The organism is Amycolatopsis sp. NPDC003731 (assembly GCF_053586895.1).
The window spans coordinates 1-17,315 of the sequence record NZ_JBSFNC010000173.1 but is presented as its reverse complement, the minus strand read 5'-3'; the positions used below and the strand labels follow the sequence as shown (position 1 = coordinate 17,315).

The 17,315-nt window shown below is 72.7% G+C and carries 16 protein-coding genes; 12 read left to right on the top strand and 4 right to left on the bottom strand.

Annotated elements, in window-relative coordinates:
* The first annotated feature begins 99 nt into the window (after positions 1–99).
* Complete coding sequence (locus tag ACWDN5_RS40985; protein ID WP_310967638.1) at positions 100–561, top strand: hypothetical protein; 462 nt, start codon at positions 100–102, stop codon at positions 559–561.
* 17 nt (positions 562–578) lie between these two features.
* Here ACWDN5_RS40985 and ACWDN5_RS40980 read toward each other — a convergent pair whose 3' ends face one another.
* Positions 579–1,397 (bottom strand): dienelactone hydrolase family protein, encoded by an 819-nt coding sequence (locus ACWDN5_RS40980; RefSeq protein ID WP_449680069.1) that lies wholly within the window; start codon positions 1,395–1,397, stop codon positions 579–581.
* 231 nt (positions 1,398–1,628) lie between these two features.
* Here ACWDN5_RS40980 and glmS point away from each other — a divergent pair, with 231 nt between their 5' ends.
* From glmS to tsaE, 8 genes are read left to right on the top strand one after another with little or no spacing between them, the layout of a single operon-like run.
* Complete coding sequence (gene glmS / locus ACWDN5_RS40975; protein ID WP_310967635.1) at positions 1,629–3,491, top strand: glutamine--fructose-6-phosphate transaminase (isomerizing); 1,863 nt, start codon at positions 1,629–1,631, stop codon at positions 3,489–3,491.
* A 14-nt stretch (positions 3,492–3,505) separates the two neighbouring features.
* Positions 3,506–4,945, top strand: a complete 1,440-nt coding sequence (locus ACWDN5_RS40970; protein ID WP_449680068.1) for an NAD(P)H-hydrate dehydratase — start codon at positions 3,506–3,508, stop codon at positions 4,943–4,945.
* 56 nt (positions 4,946–5,001) lie between these two features.
* The gene (locus tag ACWDN5_RS40965; protein ID WP_310967633.1) at positions 5,002–5,838 is read left to right on the top strand and encodes a DeoR/GlpR family DNA-binding transcription regulator; all 837 of its coding nucleotides are present in this window, start codon (positions 5,002–5,004) and stop codon (positions 5,836–5,838) included.
* A complete protein-coding gene (gene xylB / locus ACWDN5_RS40960) occupies positions 5,828–7,258 on the top strand; it encodes a xylulokinase (RefSeq protein ID WP_449680067.1) in 1,431 nt (476 codons plus the stop codon). Before ACWDN5_RS40965 ends, xylB begins: the two co-directional genes overlap by 11 nt.
* A gap of 3 nt (positions 7,259–7,261) precedes the next feature.
* On the top strand, positions 7,262–8,353 hold the full coding sequence (locus ACWDN5_RS40955) for an ABC transporter ATP-binding protein (protein ID WP_449680066.1): 1,092 nt from the start codon (positions 7,262–7,264) through the stop codon (positions 8,351–8,353).
* A 29-nt stretch (positions 8,354–8,382) separates the two neighbouring features.
* Positions 8,383–9,498 (top strand): alanine racemase, encoded by a 1,116-nt coding sequence (alr, locus tag ACWDN5_RS40950; RefSeq protein WP_449680065.1) that lies wholly within the window; start codon positions 8,383–8,385, stop codon positions 9,496–9,498.
* Positions 9,495–10,592 (top strand): alpha/beta fold hydrolase, encoded by a 1,098-nt coding sequence (locus tag ACWDN5_RS40945; protein ID WP_449680064.1) that lies wholly within the window; start codon positions 9,495–9,497, stop codon positions 10,590–10,592. The genes alr and ACWDN5_RS40945 overlap by 4 nt, the downstream gene beginning before the upstream one ends.
* Positions 10,589–11,050: a tRNA (adenosine(37)-N6)-threonylcarbamoyltransferase complex ATPase subunit type 1 TsaE gene (gene tsaE / locus ACWDN5_RS40940; protein WP_310967625.1), complete on the top strand. Its 462-nt coding sequence runs from the start codon at positions 10,589–10,591 to the stop codon at positions 11,048–11,050. Before ACWDN5_RS40945 ends, tsaE begins: the two co-directional genes overlap by 4 nt.
* A 21-nt stretch (positions 11,051–11,071) precedes the next feature.
* Here tsaE and ACWDN5_RS40935 read toward each other — a convergent pair whose 3' ends face one another.
* The 3 genes from ACWDN5_RS40935 to ACWDN5_RS40925 form a co-directional block, all read right to left on the bottom strand.
* Complete coding sequence (locus tag ACWDN5_RS40935) at positions 11,072–12,034, bottom strand: serine hydrolase (protein WP_449680070.1); 963 nt, start codon at positions 12,032–12,034, stop codon at positions 11,072–11,074.
* 67 nt (positions 12,035–12,101) lie between these two features.
* Positions 12,102–13,433, bottom strand: coding sequence for a carboxyl transferase domain-containing protein (locus ACWDN5_RS40930; protein ID WP_449680063.1), 1,332 nt, complete (start codon positions 13,431–13,433; stop codon positions 12,102–12,104).
* Positions 13,426–14,850, bottom strand: a complete 1,425-nt coding sequence (locus tag ACWDN5_RS40925) for an acyl-CoA synthetase (RefSeq protein ID WP_449680062.1) — start codon at positions 14,848–14,850, stop codon at positions 13,426–13,428. Before ACWDN5_RS40925 ends, ACWDN5_RS40930 begins: the two co-directional genes overlap by 8 nt.
* A gap of 99 nt (positions 14,851–14,949) precedes the next feature.
* Here ACWDN5_RS40925 and tsaB point away from each other — a divergent pair, with 99 nt between their 5' ends.
* The 3 genes from tsaB to tsaD are packed head-to-tail and all read left to right on the top strand — an operon-like array spanning position 14,950 to position 17,137.
* On the top strand, positions 14,950–15,615 hold the full coding sequence (tsaB, locus tag ACWDN5_RS40920; protein ID WP_310967619.1) for a tRNA (adenosine(37)-N6)-threonylcarbamoyltransferase complex dimerization subunit type 1 TsaB: 666 nt from the start codon (positions 14,950–14,952) through the stop codon (positions 15,613–15,615).
* Positions 15,612–16,091, top strand: coding sequence for a ribosomal protein S18-alanine N-acetyltransferase (rimI, locus tag ACWDN5_RS40915; RefSeq protein ID WP_310967618.1), 480 nt, complete (start codon positions 15,612–15,614; stop codon positions 16,089–16,091). The genes tsaB and rimI overlap by 4 nt, the downstream gene beginning before the upstream one ends.
* Positions 16,091–17,137 carry a tRNA (adenosine(37)-N6)-threonylcarbamoyltransferase complex transferase subunit TsaD gene (gene tsaD, locus ACWDN5_RS40910; RefSeq protein WP_449680061.1) on the top strand — a complete coding sequence of 349 codons (1,047 nt, stop codon included), beginning with the start codon at positions 16,091–16,093 and terminating at the stop codon, positions 17,135–17,137. The genes rimI and tsaD overlap by 1 nt, the downstream gene beginning before the upstream one ends.
* Positions 17,138–17,315: the final 178 nt, after the last annotated feature.

Sequence of the window (17,315 nt, the reverse complement as noted above, 5' to 3'; positions counted from 1 at the left end):
AGAAGCCACCACACAAGGCAAGGACCGATCAGCCACACCCCATCGCCCTGGGCATCCAGGACAACCCGTCCTGAACACCAACAATCTTATGGAGGGCCGATGAGCAGCGCCGAAGACCGGTATCGCGCGGCGATCTCGACGATGGACGCGGCGGCGCGGGAGCAGGACGAGCAGCGCGGACTGCGCGAACGCCGGCTCGCCGAGGCCCAGCAGCAGGTGCGCGAGGGCATGCGGCAGGAGCTGGCCGCCGCGCAGAAGTACGCCGAGCACATGGACGAGCTCAACAAGCGCAAGCAGAGCGCGGGTGGCTGGGCGACGGAGAAGACGCTGGCCGACAAGTCCCGCGAGTCGCTGATGGAGTTCGGCGTCCACGACGAAGAGGCGGACACCGGCTACACGAACTACCCGACGCCGAGCTACGGAACCCCGGCCGCGGCGGCCCCGCCGCGCCCGGAACCGGCGCCGGAACCCCCGGCCGCGCCCGAACCGCCCCGGCGGGGGAGGCACGCGCGTCAGCCGGACGACGAGGACGACTTCTCCAGCACGAGCTGGCTGGTCTGACCCCGGGCCCGCCTGCGTCAGTGGGCGGGCTCTTCCTCGCGCTCGATGGGGGCGCGCTTGACGTCCGCCTCGAGCAGCGGCCGGTACTTGTCGGTGCCGGTGAGGTGCGTCAGGAAGAAGGCGGTGAACAGCGCGCGCGTGAGCTGCTGCGTCTTGCGGTGCGGCTTGCCGTGCATGAACAGCTGTGACCAGTGCCGGCCCTCGGTGACGCCCAGGTGGGACGCCTTGCCGAGGAACCGCAGCTGCACGTCGTCGCCACCCCAGGCCCCGGCGATCGCCTCGGCGTGCGCCACGGCGGGGGCGACCAGATCGTCCTCGGCGGCGAGGTGCAGGCCGGGAACGGTGATCGCCTTGGCCGACTCGGTGGCCGGCGGGAGCGTCTGAGCCGCGGTGATGGTGGCGACGGCCTTGATCTTCTTGCTCTCGGCTTCCTGCGCCGCGGCCAGGACGGCGGACCCGCCACCGGTCGAGTGCCCGGCGAGGCCGAGCTTGGCGGGATCGACGCTGATGCCGTCCGGCCCGAGCCGCACGGTGGTGACCACGTCGAGCGTGGTCAGCAGATCGGCGGCGAGCAGCCGGTGCGAGGGCAAGGGACCTTTCTGCGTGGCCGGCGCGGCGGCGACGATGCCCCAGCTGGCGAGGTGCCGCAGCAGCTCCCGGTACCGATCGGGCGGCTGCAGCCACCCGTGCCCGAAGGCGACGGCGGGCAGCCCGAGCCCGGCGCGCGGCGTGAAGACCACGCCGGGCAGCCCGACCAGGGCGAGGTTGCCCCGCAGGACCTCGTGCGGACCCGGGTGCGTCAACTCCGCGAGCAGCTGCTTGGGCTTGCTGGCCATGCGGGGAACCCTACTGTGCGAGCCCACCCCCGGCTCGCCCGCTGCCCACCCACGCATCCCCGTGTCGTCCATCCAGGTACGCGTGTCGTCCGCCCACGTACGCGTGTCGTCCGTCCGGGAACGTCCGGGCGCGTGGCATTGGTTCGAACCACCCCGGCCACATCTCCGCAGGTCGGAGGCCGTGAGCCCACCCCGTCAACCCGCTGAATGTCCCTCGTTAGGCTGGTGCGCGTGTGTGGAATCGTGGGATATGTCGGGCACCGCCCGGCTCTGGACGTCGTCCTCGGTGGGCTCCGGCGCATGGAGTACCGCGGTTACGACTCCGCCGGTGTCGCGGTCCTCGACGGCGCCGGCGCGCTGACCGTCGAGCGCAAGGCCGGCCGGCTGGCCAACCTGGAGACCCGGCTCGACGAGGTCGGCCGCGAGCACTTCGGCGGCACCGCCGGCATGGGGCACACCCGCTGGGCCACCCACGGCGCCCCGATCGACCGCAACTCGCACCCGCACCGGGACGCCTCGCAGCGCGTCGCCGTCGTGCACAACGGCATCATCGAGAACTTCGCCGCGCTGCGCGCCGAGCTGGAAGCCGACGGCGTCGAGATGGCCAGCGACACCGACAGCGAGACCGCCGCGCACCTCATCGCCCGCGCGTACACCGAAGGCGACACCAAGGGCGATCTCACCGCCAGCGTCGCCGCCGTCTGCCGGCGGCTCGAAGGGGCGTTCACCCTGGTCGTGACGCACGCCGACCAACCGGACACGATCGTCGCCGCGCGCCGGTCGTCGCCGCTGGTCGTCGGGGTCGGGGACGGCGAGCACTTCGTCGCCTCCGACGTCGCCGCCTTCATCGAGCACACCCGCGAGGCCGTCGAACTCGGGCAGGACCAGCTCGTCGTGATCACCCGCGAGGGCTACGACGTCCTGGACTTCCACGGCGACGCCGCCCAGGCCAAGCCGTTCACCGTGGACTGGGACCTGAGTGCCGCCGAGAAGGGCGGCCACGAGTACTTCATGCTCAAGGAGATCGAGGAGCAGCCCGAGGCGCTGGCCAACACGCTGCGCGGCCACTTCGAGTCCGGCCGGATCATCCTCGACGAGCAGCGCATCTCCGACCAGGACCTCCGCGACGTCGACAAGGTCTTCGTCGTCGCCTGCGGGTCGGCCTACCACTCCGGCCTGGTCGCCAAGTACGCCATCGAGCACTGGACGCGGCTGCCGGTCGAGGTCGAGCTCGCGAGCGAGTTCCGCTACCGCGACCCGGTCCTCGACCGCGACACGCTCGTCGTCGCCGTCTCCCAGTCCGGCGAGACGGCGGACACGCTCGAAGCCGTCCGGCACGCGCGGGAGCAGAAGGCCCGCGTCCTGGCCGTCTGCAACACCAACGGCGCGCAGATCCCGCGCGAGTCCGACGCCGTCCTCTACACCCACGCCGGGCCCGAGATCGGCGTCGCCTCGACCAAGGCGTTCCTCGCCCAGATCGCGGCCAACTACCTGGTCGGCCTGGCGCTCGCGCAGGCCCGCGGCACGAAGTACCCGGACGAGGTCGCGCGCGAGTTCGCCGAGCTGGAGGCCATGCCCGCGGCCGTCCAAAAGGTACTGTCCACTGTGGAGCAGGTGCGCGATCTCGGCCGCCGTATCGCCGACTCCAAGGCCGTCCTCTTCCTCGGCCGCCACGTCGGTTTCCCGGTCGCCCTCGAAGGTGCGCTGAAGCTCAAGGAACTCGCGTACATGCACGCCGAGGGCTTCGCGGCCGGCGAGCTCAAGCACGGCCCGATCGCGCTGATCGAGGACGGCTTGCCGGTCGTCGTCGTGATGCCCTCGCCCAAGGGGCGCGCGGTGCTGCACTCGAAGCTCGTGTCGAACATCAGCGAGATCCAGGCGCGCGGTGCCCGCACGATCGTGATCGCCGAAGAGGGTGACGAGACGGTCCGGCCGTTCGCCGACGAGCTCATCGAGGTCCCCGCGGTGCCGACGCTGCTCCAGCCGCTGGTGTCCACCGTGCCGCTGCAGGTGCTCGCCGCGGAGATCGCCCGCACCCGCGGGTACGACGTCGACAAGCCGCGTAACCTGGCGAAGTCCGTCACAGTCGAGTAAGCGGAGGCCCCGCCGTGCAGGGAATCTGGACCACGGAACGGATTCGCGAGGCGGAGGGGCGGGCGTTCGCCGTCACGCCCGAGGGCGAGCTGATGCGGCGGGCGTCGTTCGGGCTCGCGGTGCAGATCGCGGACCTCCTGGAGGACCACACCGGCGGCGTTTCCGGCCGCCGGATCGTCCTGCTGGCCGGCTCCGGCGACAACGGCGGCGACGCGCTCTGGGCGGGGGCGTTCCTGCGCCGCCGCGGGGTCGCGGTCACGGCGATCCTGCTCAAGCCCGAGAAAGCGCACGCAAAAGGCCTCGGGGCGCTCAAGCGTGCGGGCGGCCGCGCGGTGTCCGCCGCGGACGGTCCACAGTGGATCGCCAAAGCGGACGTCGTGGTCGACGGGATCGTCGGCATCTCCGGCCGCGGCCCCCTGCGTCCCGACGCGGCCCGGCTGGTCGATCTGGTCGAGGCCCCGATCGTCGCGGTCGACCTGCCCAGCGGTGTCGACCCGGACACCGGCGCGGTCGACGGCCCCGCCGTCAAAGCCACCCGCACGGTGACCTTCGGAGCGCTCAAGCCGGTCCACGCGCTCGCGCCCGCCCACTGTGGCGAGGTCGTCCTCGTCGACATCGGCCTCGACCTGGCCAATCCCGATCTCCGGCGCCTCGACATCGTCGACGTCGCCGCGGCCTGGCCGGTGCCCGGGCCGGAGGACGACAAGTACAGCCAGGGCGTGGTCGGCGTCGCGGCGGGCTCGGCGACGTACCCGGGCGCGGCGGTGCTGGCCGCGGGCTCGGCCGTCCGCGCGACCTCGGGTCTCGTGCGCTACGCGGGCCACGCGGCGGACGTCGTCCGCGCGCAGTGGCCGGAGGTCATCGCCACCGGCACGGTCGCCGACGCGGGCCGGGTCCAGGCGTGGGTGGTCGGGCCGGGCATCGGCACCGGCGCGGAGGGCCGGGACGTGCTCCGCCACGTCCTCGGCCAGGGCGTCCCGGTCTGCGCGGACGCCGACGCGACGACGATCATCGCGAAGTCCCCGGACGTCCTGGACGCCCGCGACCCGGACACCCCGCTGGTCCTGACCCCGCACGCGGGCGAGTACGAGCGCCTGATGGGCCGGAAGCCCGGCGCGGACCGCGTGACGGCGGCGCGCGAAGCGGCGAAGAAGTACGACGCGGTGGTGCTGCTGAAGGGCCACTGCACGGTGATCGCCGCCCCGGACGGCCGGGTCGCTGTCAACACCCCGCGCGGCGCCTGGCTGGCCACGGCGGGCTCCGGTGACGTCCTGTCCGGCCTGGTCGGTGCGCTCCTGGCGGCGGGGCTGGACCCCTGGCTGGCCGCGGCCGCCGCGGCGAACGTGCACTCGCTGGCGGGCGCGATCGCCGCCCAGAACGCCCCGACCTCGGCGTCCGGCCTGGTCCACGCGATCCCGGAGGCCATCCGGGCCATTCGCTCGCTAACGTCCTGAGAAGACTTATCGAGTTCTCTGTTAACTTCGCGCGATAAATCTGGTAAGAAGTCCGTGTGAGCGGCGGCACAGGAGCACCCGGAGACCGGAAGACCCGGCCGTCCGATGCCGTCGTCGAGCAGCGGCGGCAGGACATCCTCGACCACGTCATCGAGCAGGGTGAAGCCCGGATCGACGACCTGACGTCGAAGTTCAAGGTCAGCCTGATGACCATCCACCGCGACCTGGACGACCTGGCCGAACGCCGGCTCCTGCGCAAGCTGCGCGGCAAGGTCGAGGCCTACCCGGCGCTCACCATCGAGTCCGCCGCCCGCTTCCGCGACACGCTCCACCACGGCGAGAAGGAAGCCCTCGGCCAGGCCGCCGCGAACCACGTGCAGCCCGGCCAGACCGTCTTCGTCGACGACTCCACGACCCTCCTCCCGCTGGTCAAGCGGCTCGCCGAGATCGACGCCCTCACCGTCGTAACCAACTCGCTGCACGCCGCCCGCCTGCTCGGCCCCAAGGTTGAAGTCGTCCTCGCCGGCGGCCGCTACAGCCACGAGTACGACTCCTGCGCCGGCCCCGAGGTCCTGAACCTGCTCGACTCGATCCGCGCGGACGTCTCGTTCGTCTCGGTCACGGCCGTCGCCGTCGGGCGCCTCTTCCACCCCGACCGCGACTACGCCGAGCTGAAGAAGGCCGCGCTGAAGGTCGCGAACCAGACCGTCCTCGTCGTCGACCACTCGAAGTTCGGCCGCACCGCCACCTACGCGCACGGCGACGTCGGCGACTACGACCTGCTGATCACGGGCCAAGCCACGCCCACCGAGGAGATCGAGGCCGCGCTCAACGCGGGCACCGCGATCGAGATCGTCGAACACGTCGCAGAGGGGCAGCCCTATGACAGCTGAACTGGTCGCCGGCATCGACTCGTCCACCCAGTCGACCAAGGTCGTCGTGTGCGACGCGCAAACCGGCGAGATCGTCCGCACCGGCCGCGCGCCGCACCCCGACGGCACCGAGGTCGACCCCGCCGCCTGGTGGGACGCCTTCCGGGAAGCCACGAACGGCGTGCTCGACGGCGTCCGGGCCATCGGCGTCGGCGGCCAGCAGCACGGCATGGTCACCCTCGACGAAAACGACGACGTGGTCCGGCCCGCGCTCCTCTGGAACGACACCCGCTCCGCGCAGGCGGCGCTCGACCTGATCGAAGAGCTCGGCGGGCCTTCGGCCTGGGCGAAGTCCGTCGGCTCGGTGCCGGTCGCCAGCTTCACCGTCACGAAGCTGCGCTGGCTGGCCGAAAACGAGCCGAAGCTCGCCGACCGCGTGGCGCGCGTGCTGCTGCCGCACGACTGGCTGACCTGGAAGCTCACCGGCGGCGACCCGGTCACCGACCGCGGCGACGCCTCCGGCACCGGCTACTTCTCGCCGACCGACAACGCCTACCGCCTCGACGTCCTGAGCCACGCCTTCGGCGGCCGGACGCCGGAGCTGCCCACCGTGCTCGGCCCGGCCGACAGCGCCGGCCACACCCCGGACGGCGTCCTGGTGTCCGCCGGCACCGGCGACAACATGGCCGCCGCGCTGGGGCTGGAGCTCAAGCCCGGTGACGCCGTCGTCTCGCTCGGCACCAGCGGCACCGTGTTCGGCGTCGCCGAGACCGGCGCGGCCGACGTCAGCGGCGAGGTCGCCGGGTTCGCCGACGCCACCGGCCGCTTCCTCCCGCTCGCCTGCACCCTCAACGCCGCCCGCGTCCTCACCGCGACGGCCGCGATGCTCGGCGCGACGCTCAGCGAGTTCGACCGCCTCGCCCTGACCGCCGAGCCCGGCGCCGGCGGGCTGACCTTCCTGCCGTACCTGGACGGCGAGCGCACCCCGAACCTGCCCGGCGCGACCGGCTCCCTGGCCGGGCTGACGCGGGACAACATGACCCCGGAGAACCTCGCGCGCAGTGCCGTCGAAGGCATGCTCTGCGGCCTCGCCGCCGGGCTCGACGCGGTGCGCGCGCACGGTCTCGACGTCCAGCGCGTGCTGCTGATCGGCGGGGGCGCGCAGTCGCGGGCCGTCCGCGCGGTCGCGCCGCTGGTCTTCGGGGTGCCCGTGCAGCTGCCCGAAGTCGCCGAGTACGTCGCGCTCGGCGCGGCCCGGCAGGCGGCGTGGGCGCTGGCTTCCAGTGCGGAACCCCCGTCCTGGCAGGAGAACCAGAAGCTCCGGCTCGAGCTGGACGAGCCGACCGAGGCGCAGCGCGCCGCGGGCCACCGGATCCAGCAGCGCCACCTCGAAGCCCGCGAAGCGGCTTACGGGGTCCGGCGGAATCTCGGAGAGGACTGACCGATGGCTTCCATCACCTACGACAAGGCCACCCGCCGCTACCCGGGTGCCGAGCGGCCCGCCGTCGACGCGCTGGACCTGGAGATCGCCGACGGCGAGTTCCTCGTGCTGGTCGGCCCGTCCGGCTGCGGCAAGTCGACCAGCCTGCGCATGCTGGCCGGCCTCGAGGACATCGACGACGGCGCCGTCTGGATCGGCGACCGCGACGTCACCCAGCTGCCGCCGCGCTCGCGCGACATCGCGATGGTGTTCCAGAACTACGCGCTGTACCCGCACATGACGGTCGCGCAGAACATGGGCTTCGCGCTGAAGATCGCCGGGCGGCCCGCGTCCGAGATCAAGCAGAAGGTCCTCGAGGCCGCGAAGCTGCTGGACATCGAGCAGTACCTCGACCGCAAGCCGAAGGCGCTCTCCGGTGGTCAGCGCCAGCGCGTCGCGATGGGCCGCGCGATCGTGCGTGAGCCGCAGGTGTTCCTGATGGACGAGCCGCTGTCGAACCTCGACGCCAAGCTGCGCGTGTCGACGCGTACGCAGATCGCCGCGCTCCAGCGCCGCCTCGGCGTCACGACCGTGTACGTCACGCACGACCAGGTCGAGGCCATGACGATGGGTGACCGCGTCGCCGTGCTGTCGGACGGCCTGCTGCAGCAGTGCGACACCCCGCGCGCGCTGTACGACAAGCCCGCAAACGCTTTCGTCGCGGGCTTCATCGGCTCGCCGGCGATGAACCTGGTGACCGCGAAGCTGACGGCGGACGGCGCCGAGCTGGGCGGCGGCAGCGTGGCCCTGACCCGCGAGGTCATCGCCGCGGCCGACGGCGACACGGTGACCCTCGGCTTCCGGCCGGAGTCCCTCGAGGTGGTCAGCGAAGGCGCCGACTCGGTGCCGATCAAGGTGGACCTGGTCGAGGAGCTCGGCTCGGACGCGTACGTCTACGGCAAGCTGGCCGAGACCGACGCCGAGGGCACGAAGTCCAACATCGTCGCCCGCGTCGACCCGCGCACGCCGCCGGCCATGGGCGACACCGTCCACCTGCGGATCCGGCCGGACGAGCTGCACGTGTTCTCCGCCACGTCCGGGGCGCGCCTGCCCTGACCTCGGGACATGGGAAACTGGAAGGCGCTATGTCTTCCAGTTTCCCGCGGGCCCAGGTCGACATCGACCTCGACGCGATCCGCCACAACCTCACCCTGCTGGGCGCCCGCGCGCCCGGCGCCCAGGTGATGGCCGTGGTGAAGGCCGACGCCTACGGCCACGGCGCGCTGCCGGTGGCGCGCGCCGCGGTCGAGGCCGGCGCGTCCTGGCTGGGCACCTGCTCGCTCGGCGAAGCCCTCGCCCTCCGCGAAGCCGGCATCGGGACCCGGCTGTTCAGCTGGCTGGACACCCCGGACATCGACTTCGCGGCGGGCATCGAAAACGACGTCGACCTCGCCGCCAGTTCGCTGGGTGAGCTTCGCCGCATCGCCGCGGCCGCGAAACCGGGTACCCGGGCCCGTGTGCACCTCAAAATCGACACCGGGCTCTCGCGCAACGGCTGCCCGCCCGCCGCGTGGGCCGAACTGGTCGAAGCGGCGGCCGCCGAACCGCGGGTCGAGGTCGTCGCGATCTGGTCCCACCTCGCGTGCGCGGACGAGCCGGACCACCCGGCCACCGACCAGCAGGCCAAGCGCTTCGCCGACGCCTACGACGCCGCCCGCGCGGCCGGGCTCGACCCGATGCGGCACCTGGCGAACTCCGCGGCCCTGCTCACCCGGCCCGACCTGCACTTCGACGTCGTCCGGCCCGGCATCGCGATGTACGGGCTCAACCCGGTGCCCCAGCCGGAAGACCTGCGCCCGGCCATGACGTTCCGCTCCGCGGTCGCCCTGGTCAAGCGGATCGAAGCCGGCGAATCGGTGTCCTACGGGCACACCTGGACCGCCGAGCGGGACACGAACCTGGCGCTCGTCCCGGCCGGGTACGCCGACGGTGTCCCGCGGTCGTTGTCCGGACGGATGGACGTCTGGCTCGGTGGGCAGCGGCGGCCGGTCGCCGGGCGGGTCTGCATGGACCAGCTGGTGGTCGACTGCGGCGACTACGAACCGGCCGTCGGCGACGAGGTTGTCCTGTTCGGCGCCGGGACGCACGGTGAGCCGACCGCCCGGGAATGGGCCGACAAGCTGGGCACCATCGACTACGAGATCGTCACCTCGATGTACCGCCCGCGAGTGCGGCGCCGGTATCTGGGGGAACGCGGGTGACACCTTCACGACGACTGCTGGCCATCGCCGGCGGAGTCGGGGCCCTGGCCACCGGCACCGCCGCCGCCGCTATCGTCGCCGCGCAGCAGCGGCGGCACAGTGAGGATCCATACGTGGACGAGCCGCTGGGGGAGCTGAAGCCCGACCGCACTTCGACGGTCGCGGCCGAGGACGGCACGCCGCTTTCGGTCGAGGAGATCGACCCGGAGGACGGCGGCGAACCGGAACTGACCGTCGTGGGAGTGCACGGCTTCGCGCTTTCGCGGCGCTGCTGGCACTTCCAGCGTCGCGACCTGGCGAAGCTGCGGCTGCCGCACGTGCGTCAGGTGTACTACGACCACCGCGGCCACGGCCTGTCCGGCGCGGCTTCGGCCGAGACGTCGACCATCGAACAGCTGGCGCGCGACCTCGACTGCGTGCTGCGGTCCGTGGTGCCCGAGGGGCCCATCGTGCTGATGGGGCACTCGATGGGCGGCATGGTCATCATGGAGCTGGCCGCCGAGTTCCCCGAGCTGTTCGAAGACCGCGTGTGCGGGGTCGCCTTCATCGCGACGGCGGCGGGCGAAGTCGGGGCACGCGGGTTGCCGCGTTCGCTGCTCTCGAAGTACAACCCGCTGACACGCGCCGCCGGTGGCCTCGCGGGCTGGCAGCCGGGGCTGGTGGAGTTCGTCCGCGCGGCCGGCGGCCAGTTGACGCGGCAGGCCGTGCGGCGGCTGGCGTTCGGCAGCCGCGACGTCGCGCCCCGGCTCGTCGACTTCATGCTCGAGATGCTGGAAGTGACGCCGGTGCGGGGACTCGTCAACTTCGTCGACACGCTCGGCAGCCACAACCGCTACGCGGCCCTGGCCGGCCTGAAGCACGCGGAAGTGCTGGTCATCGGCGGCGACTCGGACCGGTTCACGCCGTTCGCGCACGCCGAGCGGATCGCGGCCGAGCTGCCCGACGCGGAGCTGGTCCGCGTCCGCGGCGCCGGCCACATGGTCCAGCTCGAGCAGCCCGAGCTGGTGAACAGCCATCTGATCGATCTCCTGCAACGCTGTTCCGGTGTGGACGGCGAATCCTCGTCCCGGCGAACCTGGTGGTGGCAGCGTTGAGTTTCGTGTTCCCGACCCCCGACGACACGATGGACTTCGGGCGCGCGCTCGGCCGCGTGCTGCGCGCGGGCGACCTGGTCCTGCTGGCCGGCCCGCTCGGCGCGGGCAAGACGACGCTGACCCGCGGCATCGCGGACGGCCTCGGCGTCGGCGGCCGGGTGAGCAGCCCGACGTTCGTGCTGGCCCGCGTCCACCCGGCGGGCGCTTCGGGCGTGCCGCTGGTGCACGTGGACGCTTACCGCCTCGGCGGCGACCTGTCCCAGCTGGACGACCTGGACCTGGACACCGACCTCGAGCGCTCGGCGATCGTGGTCGAGTGGGGCGAGGGTTCGGCGGAGCGCCTGTCGGAGGACTACCTGGTGGTGCGCCTGGACCGCCGCGAGGACGACGTCCGCGAGGTGACGCTCGAACCGCACGGCACCTGGGCCGACCGGGTTCCGGACCTGGTGCGGGCGTAGGTCCGCACCAGGTCCCTGCGCTCAGCCGCCGTTGTACTGCTGGTAGGCCGGGGCCCGGAACGTCCGGGCGCCGGCGCCCGCGATCTTGTCGACGGCGTGCAGGAACTTCGGCCCCATCTTCGCGGTGGCCTGCCGGACCGGGTGCGTGGCCCCGAAGTCCTCCGGGTTCGCCTGGCCGTGCGCGAACATCGAGTAGGTCAGCACCGGCTTGCCCGCGGCGTCGAACATGATCCCGGCCTCGTTGCGGCCGTCGTTCAGCCAGCCCGCCTTCGTGGCGATCCTCGCCCGGTCCACGGACGACATCTCCCGGCGGATCCCGTCGGTGAACGCCACCTGCGACCGCAGGATGGACAGCAGGTAGTCCGTCGACGCCGCGCTCAGCAGGGTGCCCGCGACCAGCGCCTGCAGCAGGTCGTGGGTCTCGCGCGGCGTGGTCTGGCCGAGGAAGTAGCGGTTCGGGTTGGCCACCGGCGTCACCTGGGTCTTGGGGAAGCCCTTGGCCACCAGGATCTGGTTGATCTCGGCCGCCGGGACCACGAGCCCCACCAGCCGGACGCACGTGTCGTCCGAAACCGTGAGGAACAGCGACAGGACGTGGCCCAGCGTGAACGCGCTCGGGTACGCCTTGTCCAGGATGATGATGCCGTCACCACCCGGCACGACGATGCTCTCCGGCACCTGGACCTGCTGGTCCAGGGTGAGCAGACCGCGGTCGATCTTGTCCATCAAGGTGACCGCGACGGCCACCTTGTTGACGCTGTACGCCTCGACGACCTCGTCGGACGCCACGTCCACGGCCGCTTGGCCGGCCACGCTGATGTAGGAGTTCCAGATGCCGCCCGCCTCGGCCGCCGCGGCGTCGTAGACGCGCTTCACCTTCTGCCTGGCCCGGTCCGGTGTGGCCGGGCTGGCCTCGATGTCCGCTTCCTGCGCGGACGCGGGAGAGCCGGCCAGAATGCTTCCGGCGGCGACGGCGGTCCCCAAACCGAACGCCGCCCGCCTGTTGAGTCGATACCCCATCGCAAGATCCAACCACGGATCGACGCGGGTGCTAACCCCCTTCGACACTCACGACCGCGCGCGCGACGCCCAAGTCCACGAGGTCCTGGGGTCGCAGGTGCAGCTGGTTGGCGATGTCCGGCACCTCTTCGGGCGGGCGCTTGAGGATCGCCGCCGCGGCTTCCGGGGACGTCACCGAGAAGTACGCGTCCGGCGCCACCCACGTCGAACCCGCCGCGGCGAAGGCCAGTGCGCCGCCCGAGCCGCCTTCGCCGATCACCAGGGTCGTCACCGGGACCGAGGCCGTCGCCACCGCCCGGAACAGCTCCGCGATCGCGCCGCCCACGCCCGCCTGCTCGGCCGCCGCGTCGTTCGCCGCGCCCGGGGTGTCGACCAGCGTCAGCACCGGGATGCCCAGGCGGGACGCCAGCCGCACCAGCCGGGCCGCCGTCCGGAAGCCGGACGGCAACGTCGGCGTGCCGCACTGGGCCGCGTAGGCGACCGTCCGGCCGTCGCGCCAGCCGAAGCCGCACGCGACACCCGGGTCCGCGCCGCCGACGCGGTCGCCGCTGATGTCCTCCCGCCAGTCGAAGTAGGCGTCGAGGTATTCGGCCGCCCGGGCCCGTTCCGGCGAACGCGCCGCCTGAACCGCCTCCCAGCCCGTCTCCGGAAGCGGAGCGGGCCGCAGCGCGGTGGGCGGCGGTGCCGCGGCCGAGGACCGCGCGGTCAGCAGCCGCAGCCACCGCTCCAGCGTCACGCCGAGGTCCTCCGGCGCCACGACGGCGTCGACCTGACCCCAGCCGAGGTGCGCCTCCGCGGTGTACGCCTCCGGCGAGCCCGGCGGCCGCACCCGCGAGCCCGCGAAGCCGACCTGCGCCTCCGGCAGCGCGAGGACGACGTCGGCGCCCGCGCCGAGCGTCGCCCAGCCGCCGCCGGTCGTCGGGTCGCGCAGCACCGAGATCTGCGGGATGCCCACCGAGCGCGTCAGGGCCGACGCCCGCGCCACCCGCTGCAGCTGCATCAACGCGCGCATGCCCTGCTGCATGCGGCTGCCACCGGTCGCGATCAGCGACACCACCGGCAGCCGCACGTCGCGGGCGTGCGCGAACGCGGCCTCGATCCGGTCGCCCGTGCGCTGCCCGAGCGAGCCGCCGAGGAACCCGAACTCGAAGGCGATCAGCACGGCTTCGACGTCGCCGATCTTCGCCGTCCCGCAGACGACCGACTCCTTCTCGCCGGTGCGGTCTTCCGCGGCGGAACGCGCTTCCCGGTAGCCCGGCCAGCCGATCGGGCCGTCGGCGGGTTCTTCGCGCAGCGGCGTGGCGAACTCCGTGAACCCGTTCGCGATCGCGCCGACGACCTCGCGCGCCGGCAGCCTAGGCACCGAGGGCCCGCTTTATGACCTTGCCCATGTCGTTGCGCGGCAACGCATCCAGGTACCGGACCACCCGCGGGCGCTTGTGCGGCGCGAGCAGCTTCGCGACGTGGTCGGCGAGCTCCTCGGCCGCCGGAGGCTCGCCCGAGGGCACGATCCACGCGACGATCCGCTCACCGAGGTCGTCGTCCGGCTCGCCGGTGACCGCCGCTTCGGCGACGCCGGGGTGCTCGAGCAGCGCGTTCTCGATCTCGCCCGCGCCGATCTTGTAGCCACCGCTCTTGATCAGGTCGGTGGCCTTGCGCCCGACGATCTTCACGTACCCGTCGGCGTCGCGCGTGGCCATGTCGCCGGTGCGGAACCATCCGCCGTCGAACGCGGCCGCGGTCGCGTCCGGCCGGTTGAGGTACCCGGTGAACAGGTTCGGGCCGCGGACCTGGATCTCGCCGACGCTCTCGACGTCGTCGAGCACCTCGCCGGCGTCGCCGACCAGCCGCAGCTCGACCCCCCGCAGCGGCACGCCGACGGTGCCGGGCTTGCGCTCGCCGTCCGCGCGGACGCTGGTGTTCATCAGCGTCTCGGTCATGCCGTAGCGCTCGACGACCTGCTGGCCGGTCGCCGCGGTGATCCGCTGGTGGTCGTGCACCGGCAGCGCCGCGGACCCGGAAACCAGGAGCCGCGCCTTCCGGAGCGCTTCGGCCAGCGCGGCGTCGGAGCCGACCTCGCCGGCGATCCGGTGGTACATGGTCGGGACGCCGAACATCATCGTGGCGCCGTTCGCCAGCTCGCGTGCGACGCCCTCGGTGGAGAACCGGCCGAGGTGGCGCACCGAACCGCCGCGGCGCAGCGGGCCGAGGATGCCGAGGATCAGCCCGTGCACGTGGAAGAGGGGAAGCGCGTGCACGAGGACGTCGTCGGCCGTCCAGCCCCAGGCGTCCTCCAGGGCGTCCAACGTGGTTGCGAGCGCGCGCCGGGGGAGCACGACGCCCTTCGGCGGCCCGGTGGTGCCCGAGGTGTAGACGATCAGCGCGGGCGACTCGGCGTCCGGTTCGTCCGCGATCGGCGCTTCCCCGCCGGTCAGCGGGATGTCCTGCCGGGGCAGTGCGGACAGGCCGGACGGCAGCTCCACGCCGGGTTCGGCCAGGACGAGCGCCGGTTCGCTGTCGGCGAGGATGTGGGCGAGCTCGCGTTCGCCGATCTTCGGGTTGAGCGGCACCGCGGGCACCCCGGCGAGCAGCGCGGCGACGACCGCGACGCTCGTGTGCAGGGTCGGCGTCGCCCACACCGCGATCCGGCCGTCCGGCAGGTCGCGGGCGAGACCGCCGGCGACGGCGGCGAGATCGTCGTAGGTCAGGGCGTGGTCGCCGAAGCGCAAGGCTTCCTTCGCGGCACCGGCGACGAGCGTGGGGAACAACGGGTCGGGCACCGCGGGGACCTCCCAGTGTCGGACTCCATCCGCACGTTACCGTGCCGATCCGTCCCCTGCAGCAAGCGGCCGAAGGCGCTGGTCGTAGGCTGGGACACCGTGTTGGTACTGGCGATCGATACCTCGACCCCGGCGGTCACCGCGGGCGTCGTCGCGCTGGACGGCGGCTTGGTCGAGACGCGCGGTGACCGTGTCACGGTCGACCCCCGCGCCCACGGAGAGCTGATCACGCCGCACGCGCTGGCTGCCGCCGAAGCCGCGGGCGTGACCCTCAAGGACCTCGACGCGATCGTCTCCGGCGTCGGGCCGGGGCCGTTCACCGGCCTGCGCGCCGGGATGGCCACCGCCGCCGCGCTCGGCTACGCGCTCGGCATCCCGGTGTACCCGGTCTGCAGCCTGGACGCGCTGGCCGCCGACGTCCCGCCGGGGGACAACGCTTTCCTCGTGCTGACCGACGCCCGGCGCCGCGAGGTCTACTGGGCCGCCTACGACGCGCAGGGGCGCCGCACCGACGGCCCGCACGTCCAGCGGCCCGCCGACCTCGGCACGGACATCGAGGTGGCGGCCGGCGACGGTGCTCTGCTGTACGCGGACGCGCTCGGCGTCCGGCCGGTCGAGCCGCGCTTCCCGTCGCCCGCCGGGCTGGTGAAGGTCGCGCAGGCCGCGTTGCTGGCGAAGGAGCCGCCGGGCCCGCTGACGCCGTTGTACCTGCGGCGCCCCGACGCCGCCGAGCCCGCGGCGCCGAAACGGGTGACCGCTCCGTGAGACTCGAGCCGCTGCGCCGCATGGACATCGCCCGGTGCGTGGAGATCGAGAAGATCCTGTTCCCCGGCGACGACCCGTGGAGCGCCCGCGCCTTCCACTCGGAGCTGGACGCGGGCAACTTCTACCTGGCCGCCCGCCCGGACGAGGGCGACGAGCTGCTCGGGTACGCCGGTCTGGCCGTCGTCGGGCGCCGCCGCGGCGAATACGAGGCGACCGTGCACACCATCGGCGTCGCGCCCGAGCACCAGGGCCAGGGCATCGGCAAGGCGCTGCTGCAGGCGCTGCTGGCGCGGGCCGACGAGTTCGAGGCACCGGTGTTCCTCGAGGTCCGCACGGACAACACGACCGCGCTCGGCCTGTACGAGCGCCACGGCTTCGAACGGCTCGGCATCCGGAAGCGCTACTACCAGCCTTCCGGTGCCGACGCGTACACGATGGTCCGCCCGGCGCGGACGCGAGACGGGGTGGCGGGCTGATGGCACGCATCATCATGGGCATCGAGAGCTCGTGCGACGAGACCGGCGTCGGCCTGGTCCGCCTGCACGACGACGGCACGGTCGAGCTGCTGGCCGACGAGGTGGCCTCCAGCGTGGAGCAGCACGCGCGGTTCGGTGGCGTGGTGCCCGAGGTCGCCAGCCGCGCGCACCTGGAGGCGATGGTCCCGACGACCGAGCGGGCGTTCGCCACGGCCGGGCTGTCGATGTCCGATGTGGACGCGATCGCGGTGACGGCCGGGCCGGGCCTGGCGGGCGCGCTGCTGGTCGGCGTCTCGGCGGCCAAGGCGTACGCGACGGCGCTGGACGTGCCGCTGTACGGCGTCAACCACCTGGCTGGGCACATCGCGGTGGACACGTTGCAGCACGGCCCGTTGCCGACGCCGTGCCTGGCGTTGCTGGTCTCCGGCGGGCACACGCAGTTGTTGCGCGTCGACGACATCGCGTCGTCGATCACCGAGCTCGGGTCCACTGTGGACGACGCGGCGGGGGAGGCGTACGACAAGGTCGCGCGGGTGCTGGGCCTGCCGTACCCGGGTGGGCCGCCGATCGACAAGGCGGCCAAGAACGGGAATCCGGCGGCGATCGCGTTCCCGCGTGGGATGACCGGCCCGCGGGATGCTGCGTTCGACTTTTCCTTCTCGGGCTTGAAGACGGCGGTGGCCCGCTGGGTCGAGGGCGCTGCACGGCGCGGCGAGGACATCCCGGTGGACGACGTCGCGGCGTCATTCCAGGAGGCGGTGGCCGATGTGCTGACCGCGAAGGCGATCCGCGCGGCGAAGGAGCAGGGGATCGACACGATGGTGATTTCCGGCGGCGTGGCGGCGAATTCCCGGTTGAAGGAACTGGCGGCGGAGCGTTGTGAGGCGGCGGGGATCTCGTTGCGGGTGCCTCGGCCGCGGTTGTGCACGGACAACGGTGCGATGATCGCGGCGTTGGGCGCGCATGTGGTGGCGGCGAAGCGCCCGACGGCGCCGTTGGAGTTCAGCGCCAACCCGGCGTTGCCGGTGAACGTGGTGTCGCTGTAGCTACTGGGAGGCCGAGGGTCAGCCGGCGAGTGAGCCGGCTTTCCCCGCCACCCCGAAGCCTGATTGTGACTACGGCCGACGGCGCCGCGGAACACCATTCCCCGGTGCGAAAGAGCGAGCAGGAGGTTGACGTCGCCGTAGTAGTCGCGGAATCCCGTCAGCAGGTTCTGCCGGCCTT